The sequence below is a fragment of the Kosakonia sp. MH5 genome (assembly GCF_009935945.1).
Classification (GTDB): Bacteria; Pseudomonadota; Gammaproteobacteria; order Enterobacterales; family Enterobacteriaceae; genus Kosakonia; species Kosakonia radicincitans.
Genome location: NZ_QODH01000007.1, coordinates 41,690 through 59,046 on the forward strand (window position 1 = coordinate 41,690; position 17,357 = coordinate 59,046).

Genomic DNA, 17,357 nt, shown 5'->3' on the forward strand with positions numbered 1-17,357 from the left:
GAGCTGCCGGGCATTTTGTTTCGGCAACTGATACGGGAAAAAAGATGATGGAATATGGAGATTATTCACCGAAAGAGCAGCTTCAATTAGCCGTTTGCCAGCGACTGATTAGCGAAAAAAGCTACCTTTCGCAGGAAGCGATCCGTCGCGATTTGCAGTACCACGGTTTTGACGCTATTAGCCAGTCCACCGTGTCCCGCCTGTTGAAACTGCTCGGCGTGATAAAAATCCGCAACGCCAAAGGACAAAAAATTTATGCGCTGAATCCGCAGCTGCGCCCGGTGCCGGACGCCGCCCGCACGGTCTCCGAAATGGTGGTCAGCGTCGAGCATAATAGCGAATTTATCCTTATTCACACCGTGGCCGGATATGGCCGCGCCGTGGCACGCATTGTGGATTATCACCAGTTGCCGGAAATCCTCGGCGTCGTGGCGGGGAGCAGCATTGTCTGGGTTGCGCCCAGAGAGGTAAAGCATACGGCGTTAGTGCATAAACAAATTAATTATCTACTTAGAACGCATTAATATTCAAAGAGAACCGTTTGCACAGCGTAAAATGTGCATCAATCGCTTGATCCAAAAAAGCAGCTGCGTATAATCCGGGACAATTTGCCGGGAGGAAGCATGGTCCAGTGTGTACGACAAACTGTCTTACCGCGTCTGAAAAAGGGCGCTGGCCTGCCGTTTTTCTTTCCCGTTGCGAACCCTATTCCACAGCCCCTCTATTGAGGGGCTTTTTTTTGCGCAGTCGTCAGGAGATAACCATGGCTAATCCGCTATATCAGAAACATATCATTTCCATAAACGATCTCAGCCGCGAAGAACTGGAACTGGTGCTTAACACCGCCGCACGACTGAAGGCCAACCCCCAGCCAGAGCTGCTCAAGCATAAAGTGATCGCCAGTTGCTTCTTTGAAGCCTCCACCCGTACGCGTCTGTCATTTGAAACCTCCATGCACCGTCTCGGCGCGAGCGTGGTCGGCTTTTCCGACAGCAGCAACACCTCGCTGGGTAAGAAGGGCGAAACGCTGGCAGACACTATTTCGGTTATCAGCACCTATGTGGATGCCATCGTGATGCGCCACCCGCAGGAGGGCGCGGCGCGTCTGGCGACCGAATTTTCCGGCGGTATTCCGGTGCTGAACGCTGGCGACGGTGCCAACCAACATCCGACGCAAACGCTGCTCGATCTCTTCACCATCCAGGAGACGCAAGGGCGCCTTGAAAACCTGCATATCGCCATGGTCGGTGATCTGAAATATGGCCGCACCGTGCATTCACTGGCGCAGGCGCTGGCAAAATTCAGCGGCAACCGCTTCTACTTCATCGCCCCGGATGCGCTGGCAATGCCGCAGTACATTCTGGATATGCTCGACGAGAAAGGCATGGCCTGGAGCGTGCACGCCAGCATCGAAGAGGTGATGCCGGAAGTAGATATTCTTTATATGACCCGCGTACAGAAAGAGCGTCTGGACCCGTCGGAATACGCCAACGTCAAAGCGCAGTTTGTTTTGCGCGCCAGCGATCTGGCCGGCGCACGCAGCAATATGAAGGTGCTGCATCCGCTGCCGCGCGTTGACGAGATCACCACCGACGTTGATAAAACACCGCACGCCTGGTATTTCCAGCAGGCTGGCAACGGTATTTTCGCCCGCCAGGCTTTGCTGGCGCTGGTTCTCAATCGCGATTTGGCTCTGTAAGGGGGAAACGACAATGACACACGATAATAAACTTCAGGTCGAAGCCATTAAACGCGGCACCGTGATTGACCACATCCCTGCCCGCGTCGGGTTCAAACTGCTGACGCTGTTCAAACTGACGGAAACTGACCAGCGCATTACCATCGGCCTTAACCTGCCGTCCGGCGAAATGGGCCGCAAGGATTTGATCAAAATCGAGAACACGTTTCTTACCGATGAGCAGGTCAACCAGCTGGCGCTGTATGCGCCGCAGGCCACCGTTAACCGGATTGATGAGTATGAAGTGGTGGGCAAATCGCGCCCGAGCCTGCCGGAACGCATCACTGGCGTACTGGTTTGTCCGAACAGCAACTGCATTAGCCATGCCGAGCCGGTCGCTTCCAGCTTTGCGGTGAAACAACGCGAGCAGGATATCGCGCTGAAGTGCAAATATTGCGAGAAAGAGTTCTCGCATCACGTCGTGCTGGCCAATTAACGCCCGGCCAGTAAAGAGGCGGTCTGTGCGATAACGTGTATAATGACCGCCACCTTATTACCGCTGATATTCAGGAAACATCATGACTAAAGTTATCGCGACGGAAAATGCGCCAGCTGCCATCGGCCCTTATGTGCAGGCTGTTGATCTCGGCAATATGATCCTCACCTCCGGCCAGATCCCGGTCGATCCGACAACCGGTAGCGTGCCGGAAGATGTCGCTGCGCAGGCGCGCCAGTCTCTCGACAACGTGAAAGCGATCGTCGAGGCCGCCGGCCTGAAAGTGGGCGACATTGTGAAAACCACCGTGTTCGTGAAAGATCTGAACGATTTCGCCACCGTTAATGCCACTTACGAAGCCTTTTTCGCCGAGCATAACGCTACCTTCCCGGCGCGTTCCTGCGTGGAAGTGGCACGCCTGCCGAAAGATGTGAAAATCGAGATTGAAGCGATCGCCGTACGTCGCTAATCCGCATACCGGGTGGCTGCGTAAACGTATCCGGCACGCCAGTTTGCAGGCCGGATAAGCGAGTCGCCATCCGGCCTGTAACACTCCGCACCTCAGCTAAGCCCGCCGTCATCCGGCACGCAACGCGGCAAAACGACTTTTTCCCCACCGAACGCAACACGATAAGCGAAGCGCCACCGGGCAATTAACGGGTTACTGCCAGCCATAGCGACGGCTGTAAAAACCTTTCACCCACTGGGTCAGCGTCATGTAACCAGCCAGAATCGCTACCAGCCACGGGAAGTAGCTCAGCGGCAGCGCCTGCAATTGCAGGTAGCTCGCCAGCGGCGAGAACGGCAGCGCAATGCCGACGCAAATCACCATCAGCGTCATGGCAATCAGCGGCCATGCGGCGCGGCTCTGGATAAACGGCACGCGACGGGTACGGATCATATGCACAATCAGCGTTTGCGACAGTAAACCAACCACAAACCAGCCAGACTGGAACAGGGTTTGCGCTTCCGGCACATTGGCTTTGAATACCCACCACATCACGCAGAAGGTCACGATGTCGAAGATCGAACTGATCGGCCCGAAGAAGATCATAAAACGCCCGAGATCTGCCGGGTTCCAGCGCTGCGGTTTGGCAATTTGTTCGTCGTCAACGTTATCAAACGGGATCGCCACCTGCGACACATCGTACAGCAGGTTCTGAATCAGTAAGTGCAATGGCAGCATCGGCAGGAACGGCAGGAAGGCGCTCGCCACCAGCACGCTGAAGACGTTACCAAAGTTAGAACTTGCCGTCATTTTGATGTATTTCAGCATGTTGGCGAAGGTCCGCCGCCCTTCAATAACGCCTTCTTCCAGCACCATCAGGCTCTTTTCCAGCAGGATGATATCGGCGGCTTCGCGGGCAATATCGACCGCGCTATCCACGGAAATACCGATATCTGCCGCACGCAGCGCCGGGGCATCGTTAATGCCGTCGCCCATAAAACCGACCACATGTCCTTCGCGTTTCAGCAAGCGAACAATGCGCTCTTTGTGCAGCGGCGTCAGGCGGGCAAACAGCGTGATATGTTTCGCCATCTGCGCCAGTTCATCATCGCTCATATGTTCGATTTCGCTGCCGGTCAGCGCATCACCCACTTCCAGCCCGACTTCATGACACACTTTAGCCGCCACCAGTTCGCTGTCGCCGGTGAGGATCTTAACGGTGATGCCGCTGGCTTTCAGCGCTTTCAGCGCCGGAGCGGTAGTTTCTTTCGGCGGATCGAGGAACGCAATGTAGCCTTCGAGGATCAGATCCGACTCATCTGCACGCTGATAATCTCCCGTGCGCGCGGGCAGGTATTTGGTCGCCACCGCCACCACGCGCAGCCCCTGACGGTTCAGAGTGCTGGTGACGCGTTCAATGCGCCGCAGCATGGTGTCATCCAGCGGGACAATCTCGCCATTAAAGCGGACCTGCGAGCACACACTGATAATTTCCGTTAGCGCGCCTTTGCAGATCAGTTGATGCACATCCGCCTGCTGGGCGACCACCACCGACATCCGGCGGCGTTCAAAATCAAACGGGATCTCATCCACTTTGCGCCAGTCCGAAGAGAGCGTCTGCGCCGCTTCCGCATCGACGCCTTCCAGCACAGCGGTATCCAGCAGGTTTTTCAACCCGGTCTGGTAGTGGCTGTTCAGCCATGCGCTGTGCAGCACCCATTCGCTGACTTTGCCGCTGATATCGGTGTGCGTTTCCAGCACGATCTTATCCTGCGTCAGAGTGCCGGTTTTGTCGGTACACAGAATATCCATCGCGCCAAAGTTCTGGATCGCATCCAGATGTTTAACGATCACTTTCTGTTTTGACAGTTTCACCGCCCCGCGCGCCAGCGTCGAGGTCACGATCATCGGCAACATTTCCGGCGTCAGGCCAACGGCAACCGAGAGGGCAAACAGCGCTGCTTCCCACCAGTCACCTTTGGTAAAGCCGTTGATCAACAAGACGATCGGTGTCATCACCAGCATAAAGCGGATCAACAGCATGCTGACGCGGCTGATCCCTTTCTGAAAGGCGTTCGGTTCGCTTTCCTGTTCGCTGACGCGCCCGGCCAGTTGCCCGAACCAGGTGTTGCCGCCGGTGCCAATCACCATGGCCTGCGCGGTTCCGCTCACCACATTGGTGCCCATAAAGCACAGCGTGTCGCACTCAAGCGGGTTTTTCTGCGCCGTCTGGCGGCTGGTCGCCGCTTTTTCTACCGGCAGGGATTCACCGGTCAGCGAAGCCTGAGCAACGAACAGATCCCGCGCCTGCAAGACGCGCAGATCCGCCGGGATCATGTCGCCCGCCGCCAGCTTGACGATATCGCCCGGTACCAGTTGATCGATCGGGATCTCGCACCAGCTATTCTCGCCCTTTTCATTCACCACCCGCAGCACCGTCGCGGTGTTGCTGACCATCGCTTTCAGCGCATCCGCCGCTTTGGTGGAACGCGCTTCTTGCAGGAAGTTGAGCAGGGTGGAAATCGCTACCATCAGCGCAATCACACCAGCGGCGAACAGATCTTCCGAAGCATAGGAGATCACCCCAAGGCAGGTGAGCAGCAGGTTGAACGGGTTGCGGTAGCAGATCCACAGATGAACCCACCACGGTGACGGTTTCTGCGCCGGGATCAGGTTTTCACCGTGCGTTTCACGCGCCTGCGCCACTTCCTGCTCAGTGAGCCCTTCCGGGTGGCTGGCAAAAGTTTGCCACAGCAGTGTCGGCTCCATTGCAGCAATCGACAGGCAGCGTTCGCCCATCGACGCGGGAATATCGCCGTGGTTAACGGTCTGTACGCCGGGCAGCGGATCGCGCTGTACCAGGCGACGCGGTAAATGGCGGTTCAGGCGAGCGAAGAGCTGCCGGGTGAAGTTTTTCAGCATAGTCATATCCTTGCCCCCGCATCGCGCGGGTGCCTTCTGCACATCATCTTTCAGACCCAATCGCGGCGGCGAACCCAGGCGCTAAGCGAGGAATTCAATACCTGGCCGCCTCGATGCAGCATGAATGATGGGTGTAAATTTTACGCAAGTGACGTGGCAACGCCGCGCCAGCAGGCGTTTCTGTTTGGGCAGGGACAATAACGTCGCTGCCTTACGCATCCGGTAAGGCAGCAAAAGCAGGCTTACCGGGAAACAGTTCTCCATCGCGGGAGAGGTGTGGGATCGGGATCCATTTGGCCTCCGGTAAGTAAGGGTAAGAATTGCATTCGTATGATTACGTGGCGGTATCATAGCCCCGCTGAATTAAACCAAACGTATACGCAACGATATTTAGCCGCACAAAGCGCATAAACCAGACTTTGCTCATTGCTGAGCGGTTGGAACCTGAACGAAACTCCTCTATTCTGCAATCCGCCTTAATAAGGAACAGGACAGGACGCATGCAAAACCGGCTGACAATCAAAGACATTGCGCGCTTAAGCGGGGTGGGGAAATCCACCGTCTCCCGCGTGCTGAATAATGAAAGCGGCGTGAGCCAGCGGACACGCGAAAAAGTGGAGGCCATCGTCAATCAACACGGTTTCTCCCCTTCCCGTTCCGCACGCGCCATGCGCGGGCAAAGCGACAAAGTAGTGGCGATTATCGTCTCGCGTCTCGATTCCCTGTCGGAAAACCTTGCGGTACAGACCATGCTCCCCGCCTTCTACGAACAGGGTTACGACCCGATCATGATGGAGAGCCAGTTTTCGCCGGAACTGGTCGGCGAGCATTTACAGATGCTGAGCCACCGCAATATCGACGGCGTCGTGCTGTTTGGTTTTACCGGTATTACCGAAGAGCTGCTGGCCTCCTGGCAGTCATCGTTGGTACTGCTGGCGCGCGACGCGAACGGTTTTTCTTCGGTTTGTTACGACGACAAAGGCGCCATTGAGCTATTAATGGAAAAACTCTACGCTCAGGGCCATCGCCATATCAGCTTTATCGGCGTGCCGCACAGCGATGTCACGACCGGCAAACGCCGCCACGATGCTTATCTGGCATGCTGCCAGCGATACCAGCTTGAACCACTCTCCGTACTGCCTGGCCTTGCCATGAAGCAGGGTTACGACCATGTTGCTGAAGTGCTGACGCCGCAAACCACCGCGCTACTGTGCGCTACCGATACGCTGGCGCTTGGTGCCAGCAAATACTTGCAGCAACAGCGCATCGAAAACCTGCAACTTGCCAGCGTCGGTAATACGCCGTTGATGAAATTTTTGCATCCGGAAATTGTTACCGTCGATCCCGGCTATGCCCAGGCTGGCCGCCAGGCCGCTGCCCAGTTAATAGAACAAGTTAATGGTCGCGCTGATTTACGGCAAATTGTGATCCCCGCCAGACTCGCCTGATTGTGCCGTACGGTTTATTGTGATCCTCGCCCGGTTTCGGGAACGTTCCCATTTTCTATTTTTTTGCTCCTGGTTACGCTTTGCTCCGGTCATTACGCATCATTTCTCCTTCGAGAGGCACCTTGATGGGCAAAGTAAATCAATCAGATATTGAGAAGTTGATCGCACTGGTGGGCGGACGCGAAAACATCGCTACTGTCAGCCACTGTATTACGCGGTTACGCTTCGTGTTGAACAATCCGGCAGCGGCCAACCCGCAAGAGATTGAGCAGTTGCCGATGGTTAAAGGCTGTTTCACCAATGCCGGACAGTTTCAGGTGGTGATCGGCACCAACGTTGGCGACTACTATCAGGCGCTGCGCGAAGCCACCGGCCTGGCGCATGCTGATAAAGAGCAGGCCAAGCTGGCGGCGCGGCAAAATATGAAATGGCACGAGCGCCTGATCTCTCATTTTGCTGAGATCTTTTTCCCGCTTCTCCCGGCGCTGATCAGCGGAGGCCTGGTTCTCGGTTTTCGTAATGTGATCGGCGATGTGCCGATGAGCAATGGCCAGACGCTGGCGCAGATGTTCCCGTCGCTGAAAACGGTCTACGACTTCCTGTGGCTGATTGGCGAAGCGATTTTCTTCTATTTGCCGGTTGGCATCTGCTGGTCAGCGGTGCGCAAAATGGGCGGAACGCCGATCCTCGGGATCGTACTGGGCATAACGCTGGTGTCACCGCAGCTGATGAATGCCTATCTGCTGGGTTCGCAAACGCCGGAAGCATGGAATTTCGGCCTGTTTACCATCGCCAAAGTCGGTTATCAGGCGCAGGTTATCCCGGCGCTGCTGGCGGGTCTGATGCTGGGCGTGATTGAAACGCGCTTAAAACGCCTGGTGCCGGATTACCTCTATCTGGTGGTCGTACCGGTCTGCTCGTTAATCCTGGCGGTGTTCCTCGCCCACGCCTTTATCGGCCCGTTCGGCCGCATGATTGGCGATGGCGTGGCTTATACGGTTCGTCATCTGATGACCGGAAGCTTTGCCCCGATTGGCGCCGCGCTGTTTGGTTTTCTCTATGCGCCGCTGGTTATCACTGGCGTACATCAAACCACGCTGGCGATCGATATGCAGATGATCCAGAGCATGGGCGGAACGCCGGTATGGCCGCTGATTGCGCTTTCCAATATCGCTCAGGGGTCAGCAGTGGTCGGTATCATCATCGCCAGCCGTAAACAAAATGAACGCGAGGTTTCCGTGCCTGCCGCCATCTCCGCCTTTTTAGGCGTCACCGAACCCGCGATGTACGGCATTAACCTGAAATACCGCTTCCCGATGCTGTGCGCCATGGTTGGCTCCGGCTTCGCCGGGTTGCTGTGCGGTCTGAACGGCGTAATGGCGAACGGTATCGGCGTCGGCGGTTTGCCGGGCATTCTCTCCATTCAACCCACCTACTGGCAGGTCTTTACGCTTGCGATGGCCATCGCCGTGGTGATCCCTATTGCCCTCACTTCCTTTGTTTATCAGCGCAAGTTCCGTCAAGGCACTTTGCAGATTGTGTAATGTTTGGGGCGCGTTTGCGCCCCCTTTGTTTTCGCAGGAATTGCTATGAATACCCTTCCCCACTGGTGGCAAAACGGCGTCATTTATCAGATTTACCCAAAAAGTTTTCAGGACTCGACCGGCAGCGGTACCGGTGATTTACGCGGCGTTATCGCCCGCCTCGACTATTTGCAAACCCTGGGTGTGGATGCCATCTGGCTGACACCGTTCTACATTTCCCCACAAATCGACAATGGTTACGACGTAGCGAATTACACCGCGATTGACCCCGCTTACGGTACGCTGGAAGACTTTGACGAACTGGTAGCACAGGCGCACCAACGCGGAATACGCCTGATTCTGGATATGGTGTTCAATCACACCTCAACGCAGCACGCCTGGTTTCAGGAGGCGCAGGATCCCACCAGCCCTTACCGCAATTTCTATATCTGGCGCGACGGCGAACCGGACGTACCACCAAACAACTGGCGTTCCAAATTCGGCGGCAGCGCGTGGCGCTGGCACAGCCAGAGCGGCCAGTACTATTTGCACCTTTTTGCGCCGGAGCAGGCCGATCTCAACTGGGAAAACCCGGCAGTCCGCGACGCGCTAAAAGAGGTCTGCGCTTTCTGGGCGGATCGCGGCGTTGACGGTTTACGTCTCGATGTCATCAATTTAATCTCCAAAGAGCAGGATTTCCCGGACGATCACGACGGGGACGGGCGACGCTTTTATACTGATGGCCCGCGGGCGCACGAATTTCTGCAGGAGATGAGCCGCGAGGTTTTCCAGCCGCGCGAACTGATGACGGTGGGTGAAATGTCCTCTACCTCGCTGGCGAACTGTAAGCGCTATGGCGCGCTGGACGGCAGTGAACTGTCGATGACCTTTAATTTTCACCACCTGAAGGTGGACTACCCCAACGGCGAAAAATGGGTTCTTGCCCGGCCGGATTATGCAGCGCTGAAAGCGCTGTTCCGCCACTGGCAGCAGGGGATGCATAACGTCGCATGGAATGCGCTGTTCTGGTGTAACCACGATCAGCCGCGCGTTGCGTCACGCTTTGGCGATGAAGGCATGCTGCGCGTTCCGTCTGCCAAAATGCTGGCGATGATTTTGCACGGCATGCAGGGCACGCCCTATATCTATCAGGGCGAAGAGATTGGCATGACCAACCCGCACTTTTCCCGCATAACCGATTACCGCGACATCGAAAGCCACAATATGTTTGCTGAGCAGCGCGCCGCCGGACGTGAGGCGGAAGAACTGCTGGCGATTCTGGCCAGTAAATCCCGCGACAACAGCCGTACGCCGATGCAGTGGAGCGCCCGCAAAAATGCCGGCTTCACCACTGGCGACCCGTGGATTGGCCTGTGCGACAACTACCGTGAAATCAACGTTGAGAAGGCCATCAGCGATCCGGGCTCAGTGTTTTATACCTACCAGAAACTCATCCGTCTGCGTAAAACACTGCCGCTGCTCACCTGGGGCGATTATCAGGATCTGCTGCCCACGCATCAGTATCTGTGGTGTTACCGCCGCCAGTGGCAGAGCGAAACGCTGCTGGTTATTGCTAATCTGAGCAACACATTTCAACCGTGGCATCCGGAAGAGATGCCCGGCGACTGGCAGGTTGTGATCAGCAACTATGCTGAAGTCTCCGCAAAACCTGGCGACATGGTACTTCGGCCGTTCGAGGCCGTGTGGTGGCGACAGTCTTAGACTTATTCTACTAAACGCAAACACAACAGCAGGCATAAGCCTGCTGTTTTTGTTGCATTTTTAGTCAAAAGGAGAACGCTAAAATTTACATTCCGCCAGGGTGCCCGTCCTCTGTGCTATCCAATTTTTACTTTGTCCTGAGTCAATAAAAACGCAAACATGTTTGATGCAAATCACTATATATAGAAATTAGAATGCTCTCCGGCCCAACATCTTGTATTTTCCGTCTACTATTCAAACAAGCCGCCCCCACGGGAAGCTATACATATTGTGGATAACGCGGGCCAAAACGAGACAAACTCATTGGTTTTAGTAATGAATAGCTAAGCCATCAGTGCGTCTTCCATTGTGGATAACCTGTTTTTTAAAATGGAGTAATCATGACACCGCATGTGATGAAACGAGATGGCTGTAAAGTGCCTTTCAAATCAGAGCGCATTCAAGAAGCGATTTTGCGTGCAGCTAAAGCAGCGGGAGTCGATGACGCAGATTATTGCGCCACCGTCGCAGACGTAATCAGTCGTCAAATGCAGGATCGGTCGCAGGTTGATATCAGCGAGATCCAGACGGCCGTTGAAAACCAGTTGATGTCCGGGCCGTACAAACAGCTGGCGCGTGCCTATATCGAATATCGCCACGATCGCGATATCGCGCGTGAAAAACGTGGCCGCCTGAACCAGGATATTCGCGGGCTTGTCGAGCAGACCAACTCGGCGCTGCTGAACGAGAACGCCAACAAAGACAGTAAAGTGATCCCGACGCAGCGCGATTTGCTGGCGGGGATTGTTGCCAAACACTATGCCCGTCAGCACTTGCTGCCGCGCGATGTCGTGCTGGCCCACGAACGCGGTGAAATCCACTATCACGATCTGGATTACTCGCCGTTCTTCCCGATGTTCAACTGCATGCTGATCGATCTGAAAGGCATGCTGACGCACGGCTTTAAAATGGGTAACGCGGAGATCGAGCCACCGAAATCGATCTCGACCGCGACCGCCGTCACCGCGCAGATCATCGCCCAGGTCGCCAGCCATATTTACGGCGGTACCACCATTAACCGTATCGATGAAGTGCTGGCGCCGTTTGTCACCGCCAGCTTCAAAAAACATCGCAAGGTAGCGGAAGAGTGGCAGATTCCGGACGCTGACGGCTACGCCCACAGCCGCACCGAGAAAGAGTGTTACGACGCGTTCCAGTCGCTGGAATATGAAGTCAACACGCTGCACACCGCTAACGGTCAGACGCCGTTCGTCACCTTTGGTTTCGGCCTGGGTACCAGTTGGGAATCCCGTCTGATTCAGCAATCCATTCTGCGTAACCGTATTGCAGGTCTGGGTAAAAACCGCAAAACCGCCGTGTTCCCGAAACTGGTGTTCGCCATCCGTGACGGTCTGAATCATAAGTTTGACGATCCGAATTATGACATCAAGCAGCTGGCGCTTGAGTGCGCAAGCAAGCGTATGTATCCGGATATTCTGAACTACGATCAAGTGGTTAAGGTCACCGGTTCGTTCAAAACGCCAATGGGCTGTCGCAGCTTCCTCGGCGTCTATGAAGAGAACGGCGAGCAGATCCACGACGGGCGTAATAACCTGGGCGTTATCAGCCTGAACCTGCCACGCATTGCGCTGGAAGCGAAAGGCAACGAAGCGGCGTTCTGGAAACTGCTCGACAGCCGCCTGGAACTGGCGCGTAAAGCGCTGATGACTCGTATCGCCCGTCTGGAAGGTGTGAAAGCGCGCGTGGCGCCAATCCTTTACATGGAAGGCGCGTGTGGCGTACGTCTGAAAGCGGATGACGATATTTCCTCTATTTTCAAAAATGGTCGCGCGTCGATTTCACTGGGCTACATCGGCATTCACGAAACCATCAATGCGCTCTCCGGCAACAAGCATATTTACGACAGCGAAGCGCTGCGGGCTAAAGGCGTGGCGATTGTCGAACGCCTGCGCCAGGCGGTCGATCAGTGGAAAGAAGAGACCGGCTACGGCTTCAGCCTCTACAGCACGCCGAGCGAGAACCTGTGTGACCGCTTCTGCCGCCTTGATACCGCTGAGTTTGGTGTCGTGGATGGAGTGACCGACAAAGGCTACTACACCAACAGCTTCCACCTCGACGTCGAGAAAAAGGTTAACCCGTACGACAAGATCGATTTCGAAGCGCCGTATCCGCCTTTGGCCAGTGGCGGTTTTATCTGCTACGGCGAGTATCCGAACATTCAGCACAACCTGCGGGCGCTGGAAGATGTCTGGGATTACAGCTATCAGCACGTACCGTATTACGGCACCAATACGCCCATTGATGAGTGTTACGAGTGCGGTTTTACCGGCGAGTTTGAGTGCACCAGTAAAGGCTTCACCTGCCCGAAATGCGGCAACCACGACGCCGCGCGCGTTTCGGTCACGCGCCGCGTTTGCGGTTATCTCGGCAGCCCGGATGCGCGTCCGTTTAACGCCGGTAAACAGGAAGAAGTTAAACGCCGCGTGAAACACCTCGGTAACGGGCAACTCGGTTAACACCTCCGTTGCCCGGTGAATGACGTTTACCCGCGCCGGGCACACGGTCAATGAGGCCACCGTAGCTGATTGCCCGATGGCGCTACGCTTATCGGGCCTACGTTTTCTGCCGCTACAATTTTCCGTCTGATGCGTTTCCTCTAAGCAGTTGACGTTGTAGCAAGGCGGCAAACGAGTAAATCCCGGGGAGCTTACTCCAGTAAGTGACCCGGGTGCGCTCGAGCGGCCAACGCAGCTACAGCGCCAAATGCGACGAGGAAAAATGAATTACCACCAATACTACCCTGTAGATATTGTTAATGGCCCCGGCACCCGCTGCACCCTGTTCGTCTCCGGCTGCGTACACGAATGCCCCGGCTGTTACAACAAAAGCACGTGGCGGCTCAATTCCGGTGTTCCATTTACGCCGGAGATGGAAGATCGCATCATCGCCGATCTCAACGATACGCGCGTTAAACGCCAGGGCATTTCGCTCTCCGGCGGCGATCCGCTGCATCCGCAGAACGTGCCGGACATTTTAAAGCTGGTAACCCGCATTCGCGCCGAATGCCCCGGCAAAGATATCTGGGTGTGGACCGGTTACAAAATGGATGAACTGAATACCGCCCAGCTTGAGGTGGTGGCCCTGATCAACGTGCTGATTGACGGCAAATTCGTTCAGGATCTGAAAGACCCGATGCTGATCTGGCGCGGCAGCAGCAACCAGGTTGTGCATCACTTGCGGTGAATACCGCTACAACCGCTTACAGGCGTGCCGGTAAGCGGCTCAAAAACTCAGTGCGAAGAGATAAAGTCAGAAGCCGGATGCGGCGGCGGGACGGCGAAACTCTGCTGCATTCTCTGCACTTCTTGCGCAGGCGGCAGACCAAACAACCGTTTGAACTCGCGATTAAATTGTGACGGGCTTTCATACCCCACCGCATAGCTGGCTGCGGCAGCCGTCATCTCCTGGCGAACCATCAACATTCGCGCCTGGTGCAGCCGCACTGATTTGACATACTGCATTGGTGGCATGTGCGTCATCGTTTTGAAATGGCTATGAAATGTGGGCACGCTCATCCCCGCCTCGTCTGCCAGTTGTCTCAGGCTCAGCGGTTGATGATACGCAGCATGAATATGCCGTAGCACCTTACAAATCCTGCCGAATTGCCCCTGCAGCGCCAGCGCGGAACGCATGGCATGCCCCTGCGCCCCGGTTAATACGCGAAAATAGAGCTCGCGCACCAGCGCTGGCCCAAGGACCGACGCCTCCAGCGGGGAGCTTAGCGCCTCCAGCAACCGCAATACCGATTTCCGCATCCCGCCGTCCATCGGGCTGGACATCATACTTTGCGGCGCAGCCGCTGCATGCGTGGCTCCCTGCTGCTCAATATGGAGTAACAACTCTGCCGCGACCTGAAAATCGAGATGCATATAGATAGCCAGCAACGGGCGTTCGGCAGAAGCCTCGGTTTCCATCACAAAAGGCACCGGAACCGAAACGGCCAGATAATGCTGTTCATCATAAAGGTAGAGCTGCTCGCCGAAATAGCCGCGTTTACTGCCCTGGCAGACAATGACAATGCCGGGGTCGTAGAGGACGGGCGTTCTGGCGAGCGGGCGATCGGATCGCAGAATACGGATATCCGCGAGCGCCGTCAGATTGTAGCCCTCCTGCGGAGCCAGTTCTTTCAATAGCGCCACCATTTGCGGCTGGTCGGGGAAATGCATCGTCACACAGTCACTCAGAATTTTAGGCAATAAAAAGAGAATATATGGCCTAAAAAACATCCAGTACAGACAATATTATGCAGCTTCCATTTTTCATGGGAGTACGACAATGTCCGCAGAAAAAATTGTTTTTATTACCGGTGTCAGCAGCGGTTTTGGCCGTGCGCTGGCGCAGGAAGCGCTGGCCGCAGGCTATCGCGTGATCGGTACGGTGCGCAATACAGAGGCAAAACACGCGTTTGAGGCGCTGTCATCCGACCGCGCTTACGGGCGCATCCTGGATATCACGGATTTCTCCGCGATCGACAATGTCATTGCCGAAGCACAAACCAGCGTGGGGCCAATTGATGTGCTGGTGAATAACGCGGGTTACGGTCATGAAGGAGTGATGGAGGAGTCATCGCTGGACGCCCTGCGCCACCAGTTTGAGGTTAACGTGTTCGGCGCCGTCGCCATGATGAAAGCGGTACTTCCAGGCATGCGCCAACGGCGTCGCGGGCACATCATCAACATCACCTCAATGGGGGGATTTATTACTATGCCGGGCATTACTTACTACTGCGGCAGCAAATTTGCGCTGGAGGGGATTTCCGACGCGCTGGGCAAAGAGGTGCAGCCGTTTGGCATTTTTGTTACCGCCGTCGCGCCCGGTTCGTTTCGTACTGAATGGGCGGGCCGTTCGATGATCCGTTCGCCCCGCTCGATTGCCGATTACGATGCGATTTTCGATCCTATTCGCAAAGCGCGCGAGGAGAAAAGCGGCAAGCAACTGGGCGATACAGCAAAAGCCGCCCGCGCGATGCTGGCCATTATGCAAAGCGCTACGCCGCCTGCCCACCTGCTGTTAGGTAGCGATGCGCTCACGCTGGTGCGGGAGAAACTGGCGACGCTGACAATAGAAATCAATGCCTGGGAGAGCGTGACACGTTCCACCGACGGGTAACCTCCTAAACAACCGGGTAGCCACTACCCGGTTGTGTCAAAACCGGCTGACGCACTCCATCGCCACGCTTCGGAAGGCGGCGAAATTGGCGCAATCACAAAGCCTTGAAGCGGCGCGCTCGCGCAGGAAGGTGACAAAAATATCGTAGATCGCCATCGCCTCTTCATACTCGCTTTTACTGATCGCCAGCAGGAAGATGACATGCGCGATCTCCTCGCCCCACTGAATGCCTTTTGGTGCGAGCACGGTGTAGACAACGGTTTTTTTCGCCAGCAACCCCAGCGCATGCGGCAACGCGATGCCTTCGCCGAGCATGGTGCTGACAATCGCTTCACGCTCCACCACAGAATCCACAAACTCTGCGCCGACAAAACCTTCATCCTGAAGCTGATCGCAAAGGGTTTTAAACAGCGTCTGCTGATCCATCGCGCCGTCGATAATGCGGAAATGTGCGGCATCAAAATACTTTTCCAGCATCCACGGGCGCGTTCTGTCCACCAGCACCAGTTTGCCAATCTGCTCCAGTTGGTAATCGGTGGGGAAAGGCGCGATGGTGACGATCGGTTTGTCTTTCTCGCTGATCCGCGCGGTGGAAATAACAAAATCTTCCGCAATACCATCGCACTGCTCGTAGTCGCGCAGCGTCACGGTGCGCGAGACAACAATTTGCGGATATTTGCGCGCCAGCACCGCTTCAATCATCCGCACCATCGCATTTCCGGCATCGCACACCAGCAGCACGCGCGGCTGGCGCTGGTAGCCAATGTTGTAGTGGCGCTCAAGCCCTACACCAATATGCAGCACCAGGAAGCCAATTTCGTTTTCGCTGATGACATACGGCGTATATTTGCCCCAACTGGATACCGCCGCCAGCGTCATATCCCAGGCCATCGGATAATGCTGTTTGATGTTATCCAGCAACGGGTTAGGAATCATGATCTGGTAGCGCACGCGGGTGATCATGGTTTTAATGTGCGTCAGTAAATCGGCGTGCAACTGATCGTCGTTTTGCAGGTTGTAGTTATAGTGCGTGTTGATATAGCCGAGAATGTAGTTCACCAGCGTTTCGTCGTCGTCCGCGCTAATCGCGCTCGGCGCAATCTCCTGCACGCGCCGCCCGGCAATATGCACCCGCAGCCAGTGCTCTTCCGACGCTGCCAGCGTTTTTCCCGCCAGTTGCTGTAGCGCGGCAGAAATGGCGCGCGCCGCATCGCGCACGTTCTCATCACCATCTTCGGCGGTAAATTCCGAGAGCGGATACCCTTCGCTGATACGCCGCACCGCCACTGCACAATAGAGGCGGATAAACAGATCGCCCTCATCAGTCAGGCGGATGTGGTAACGGCTAAAGCAGTCATGCAGAATGGCGGCCAGTGCTTCCGGCACGCCAGGATTGAGCGCCTCTTCGGTAATCAGCGGGTTGTGGGCGTTCTGCTGCGCCAGTTCAAACAGCAGATCCGTCAGACAGGCGCGCAGCGCCATCTCGCTGCCAAACAGCTTCATGCCGTGGCGCGGACGGGTTTCCAGCGTCAGGCGATAACGGGAAAACCACTCACGCACTTCGGTCATGTCGTTTTGCAGCGTGGCGCGGCTGACAAACCACTCATCCGCCAGATCTTCCAGTTTCAGGGAAAAAGCCGAGGTCAGAAACCGCACCACCAGGTAGTGCACGCGCTCCGGCCCGCTGCGGGGAATGCGCAGCGCGCGCGGGCGGGTGGCCTGTAATGTCTGATAACGCGTTGCGTCATCGATCTTCAGTTGATAACCGCTGCCGCGCGTCAAAATAAACTGTGCGCCGTGGTGCTCCAGCAGCGCATTTAAGGCGGTGATATCGGCCCGAACGGTACGCGTGGAGACCGACAGCCTTTGTGCCAGTTCATCCTGCGGCAGTGTCTCGTTTTGCAACATCATAAACAGCTGCGCTAAACGTTGGTTCGGGAATCGCACGTCA

General features: G+C 55.8%; 16 protein-coding genes. 11 read left to right on the plus strand and 5 right to left on the minus strand.

Translation table 11 applies throughout. The features are described from left to right. The first annotated feature begins 44 nt into the window (after positions 1 to 44). Positions 45 to 524: an arginine repressor gene (locus DK872_RS18015; protein ID WP_161518681.1), complete on the plus strand. Its 480-nt coding sequence runs from the start codon at positions 45 to 47 to the stop codon at positions 522 to 524. Positions 525 to 527: 3 nt separating this feature from the next. On the opposite strand, the gene DK872_RS18020 is transcribed toward DK872_RS18015, so the two are convergent. Next, positions 528 to 644: a hypothetical protein gene (locus DK872_RS18020; protein WP_161518682.1), complete on the minus strand. Its 117-nt coding sequence runs from the start codon at positions 642 to 644 to the stop codon at positions 528 to 530. Here DK872_RS18020 and DK872_RS18025 point away from each other — a divergent pair. The 4 genes from DK872_RS18025 to ridA all read left to right on the plus strand — a co-directional run bounded on the left by DK872_RS18025 (position 624) and on the right by ridA (position 2,643). Further along, positions 624 to 728, plus strand: a complete 105-nt coding sequence (locus DK872_RS18025; protein ID WP_071532031.1) for a pyrBI operon leader peptide — start codon at positions 624 to 626, stop codon at positions 726 to 728. The two genes, DK872_RS18020 and DK872_RS18025, sit on opposite strands and share 21 nt — an antisense overlap. A 35-nt stretch (positions 729 to 763) precedes the next feature. Continuing rightward, entirely contained in the window at positions 764 to 1,699 is a 936-nt protein-coding gene (pyrB, locus tag DK872_RS18030; RefSeq protein WP_071920106.1) for an aspartate carbamoyltransferase, read from the plus strand. Positions 1,700 to 1,712: 13 nt separating this feature from the next. Further along, the gene (gene pyrI / locus DK872_RS18035; RefSeq protein ID WP_043955368.1) at positions 1,713 to 2,174 is read left to right on the plus strand and encodes an aspartate carbamoyltransferase regulatory subunit; all 462 of its coding nucleotides are present in this window, start codon (positions 1,713 to 1,715) and stop codon (positions 2,172 to 2,174) included. An 82-nt stretch (positions 2,175 to 2,256) separates the two neighbouring features. Continuing rightward, on the plus strand, positions 2,257 to 2,643 hold the full coding sequence (gene ridA, locus DK872_RS18040; RefSeq protein ID WP_007372830.1) for a 2-iminobutanoate/2-iminopropanoate deaminase: 387 nt from the start codon (positions 2,257 to 2,259) through the stop codon (positions 2,641 to 2,643). A 192-nt stretch (positions 2,644 to 2,835) separates the two neighbouring features. On the opposite strand, the gene mgtA is transcribed toward ridA, so the two are convergent. Next, positions 2,836 to 5,544 (minus strand): magnesium-translocating P-type ATPase, encoded by a 2,709-nt coding sequence (gene mgtA, locus DK872_RS18045; RefSeq protein WP_071920105.1) that lies wholly within the window; start codon positions 5,542 to 5,544, stop codon positions 2,836 to 2,838. A gap of 242 nt (positions 5,545 to 5,786) precedes the next feature. Continuing rightward, positions 5,787 to 5,870 (minus strand): mgtA regulatory leader peptide MgtL, encoded by an 84-nt coding sequence (mgtL, locus tag DK872_RS28035; protein WP_107147173.1) that lies wholly within the window; start codon positions 5,868 to 5,870, stop codon positions 5,787 to 5,789. 174 nt (positions 5,871 to 6,044) lie between these two features. Between mgtL and treR the strand changes: the two genes are divergently transcribed. From treR to nrdG, 5 genes are all read left to right on the plus strand, one after another. Further along, positions 6,045 to 6,992, plus strand: a complete 948-nt coding sequence (gene treR / locus DK872_RS18055) for a trehalose operon repressor TreR (protein WP_161518683.1) — start codon at positions 6,045 to 6,047, stop codon at positions 6,990 to 6,992. 125 nt (positions 6,993 to 7,117) lie between these two features. Further along, the gene (gene treB, locus DK872_RS18060) at positions 7,118 to 8,536 is read left to right on the plus strand and encodes a PTS trehalose transporter subunit IIBC (protein WP_007372824.1); all 1,419 of its coding nucleotides are present in this window, start codon (positions 7,118 to 7,120) and stop codon (positions 8,534 to 8,536) included. Between the two features lie 45 nt (positions 8,537 to 8,581). Further along, on the plus strand, positions 8,582 to 10,237 hold the full coding sequence (treC, locus tag DK872_RS18065; protein WP_007372823.1) for an alpha,alpha-phosphotrehalase: 1,656 nt from the start codon (positions 8,582 to 8,584) through the stop codon (positions 10,235 to 10,237). A gap of 380 nt (positions 10,238 to 10,617) precedes the next feature. Then, positions 10,618 to 12,753 carry an anaerobic ribonucleoside-triphosphate reductase gene (gene nrdD, locus DK872_RS18070; RefSeq protein ID WP_007372822.1) on the plus strand — a complete coding sequence of 712 codons (2,136 nt, stop codon included), beginning with the start codon at positions 10,618 to 10,620 and terminating at the stop codon, positions 12,751 to 12,753. A 262-nt stretch (positions 12,754 to 13,015) separates the two neighbouring features. Next, positions 13,016 to 13,480, plus strand: coding sequence for an anaerobic ribonucleoside-triphosphate reductase-activating protein (nrdG, locus tag DK872_RS18075; RefSeq protein WP_007372821.1), 465 nt, complete (start codon positions 13,016 to 13,018; stop codon positions 13,478 to 13,480). 47 nt (positions 13,481 to 13,527) lie between these two features. Here the strand turns inward: nrdG and DK872_RS18080 are convergent, their stop codons facing one another. Next, positions 13,528 to 14,463, minus strand: a complete 936-nt coding sequence (locus DK872_RS18080) for an AraC family transcriptional regulator (protein WP_072440960.1) — start codon at positions 14,461 to 14,463, stop codon at positions 13,528 to 13,530. 109 nt (positions 14,464 to 14,572) lie between these two features. Here DK872_RS18080 and DK872_RS18085 point away from each other — a divergent pair, with 109 nt between their 5' ends. Then, complete coding sequence (locus DK872_RS18085; protein ID WP_035887034.1) at positions 14,573 to 15,406, plus strand: oxidoreductase; 834 nt, start codon at positions 14,573 to 14,575, stop codon at positions 15,404 to 15,406. Between the two features lie 36 nt (positions 15,407 to 15,442). Here DK872_RS18085 and DK872_RS18090 read toward each other — a convergent pair whose 3' ends face one another. Then, complete coding sequence (locus tag DK872_RS18090) at positions 15,443 to 17,353, minus strand: transcription antiterminator (protein WP_035887032.1); 1,911 nt, start codon at positions 17,351 to 17,353, stop codon at positions 15,443 to 15,445. Between the last annotated feature and the right edge of the window lie 4 nt (positions 17,354 to 17,357).

What these genes read in the sequence shown, in the direction of transcription:
- treC (WP_007372823.1), top strand. Translation starts at nt 8,582, where the DNA reads ATGAATACCCTTCCCCACTGGTGGCAAAACGGCGTCATTTATCAGATT.
- treR (WP_161518683.1), top strand. Translation starts at nt 6,045, where the DNA reads ATGCAAAACCGGCTGACAATCAAAGACATTGCGCGCTTAAGCGGGGTG.
- DK872_RS18025 (WP_071532031.1), top strand. Translation starts at nt 624, where the DNA reads ATGGTCCAGTGTGTACGACAAACTGTCTTACCGCGTCTGAAAAAGGGC.
- nrdG (WP_007372821.1), top strand. Translation starts at nt 13,016, where the DNA reads ATGAATTACCACCAATACTACCCTGTAGATATTGTTAATGGCCCCGGC.
- treB (WP_007372824.1), top strand. Translation starts at nt 7,118, where the DNA reads ATGGGCAAAGTAAATCAATCAGATATTGAGAAGTTGATCGCACTGGTG.
- mgtL (WP_107147173.1), bottom strand. Translation starts at nt 5,870, where the DNA reads ATGCAATTCTTACCCTTACTTACCGGAGGCCAAATGGATCCCGATCCC.
- pyrB (WP_071920106.1), top strand. Translation starts at nt 764, where the DNA reads ATGGCTAATCCGCTATATCAGAAACATATCATTTCCATAAACGATCTC.
- ridA (WP_007372830.1), top strand. Translation starts at nt 2,257, where the DNA reads ATGACTAAAGTTATCGCGACGGAAAATGCGCCAGCTGCCATCGGCCCT.
- nrdD (WP_007372822.1), top strand. Translation starts at nt 10,618, where the DNA reads ATGACACCGCATGTGATGAAACGAGATGGCTGTAAAGTGCCTTTCAAA.
- DK872_RS18080 (WP_072440960.1), bottom strand. Translation starts at nt 14,463, where the DNA reads ATGCATTTCCCCGACCAGCCGCAAATGGTGGCGCTATTGAAAGAACTG.
- mgtA (WP_071920105.1), bottom strand. Translation starts at nt 5,544, where the DNA reads ATGCTGAAAAACTTCACCCGGCAGCTCTTCGCTCGCCTGAACCGCCAT.
- pyrI (WP_043955368.1), top strand. Translation starts at nt 1,713, where the DNA reads ATGACACACGATAATAAACTTCAGGTCGAAGCCATTAAACGCGGCACC.
- DK872_RS18085 (WP_035887034.1), top strand. Translation starts at nt 14,573, where the DNA reads ATGTCCGCAGAAAAAATTGTTTTTATTACCGGTGTCAGCAGCGGTTTT.
- DK872_RS18015 (WP_161518681.1), top strand. Translation starts at nt 45, where the DNA reads ATGATGGAATATGGAGATTATTCACCGAAAGAGCAGCTTCAATTAGCC.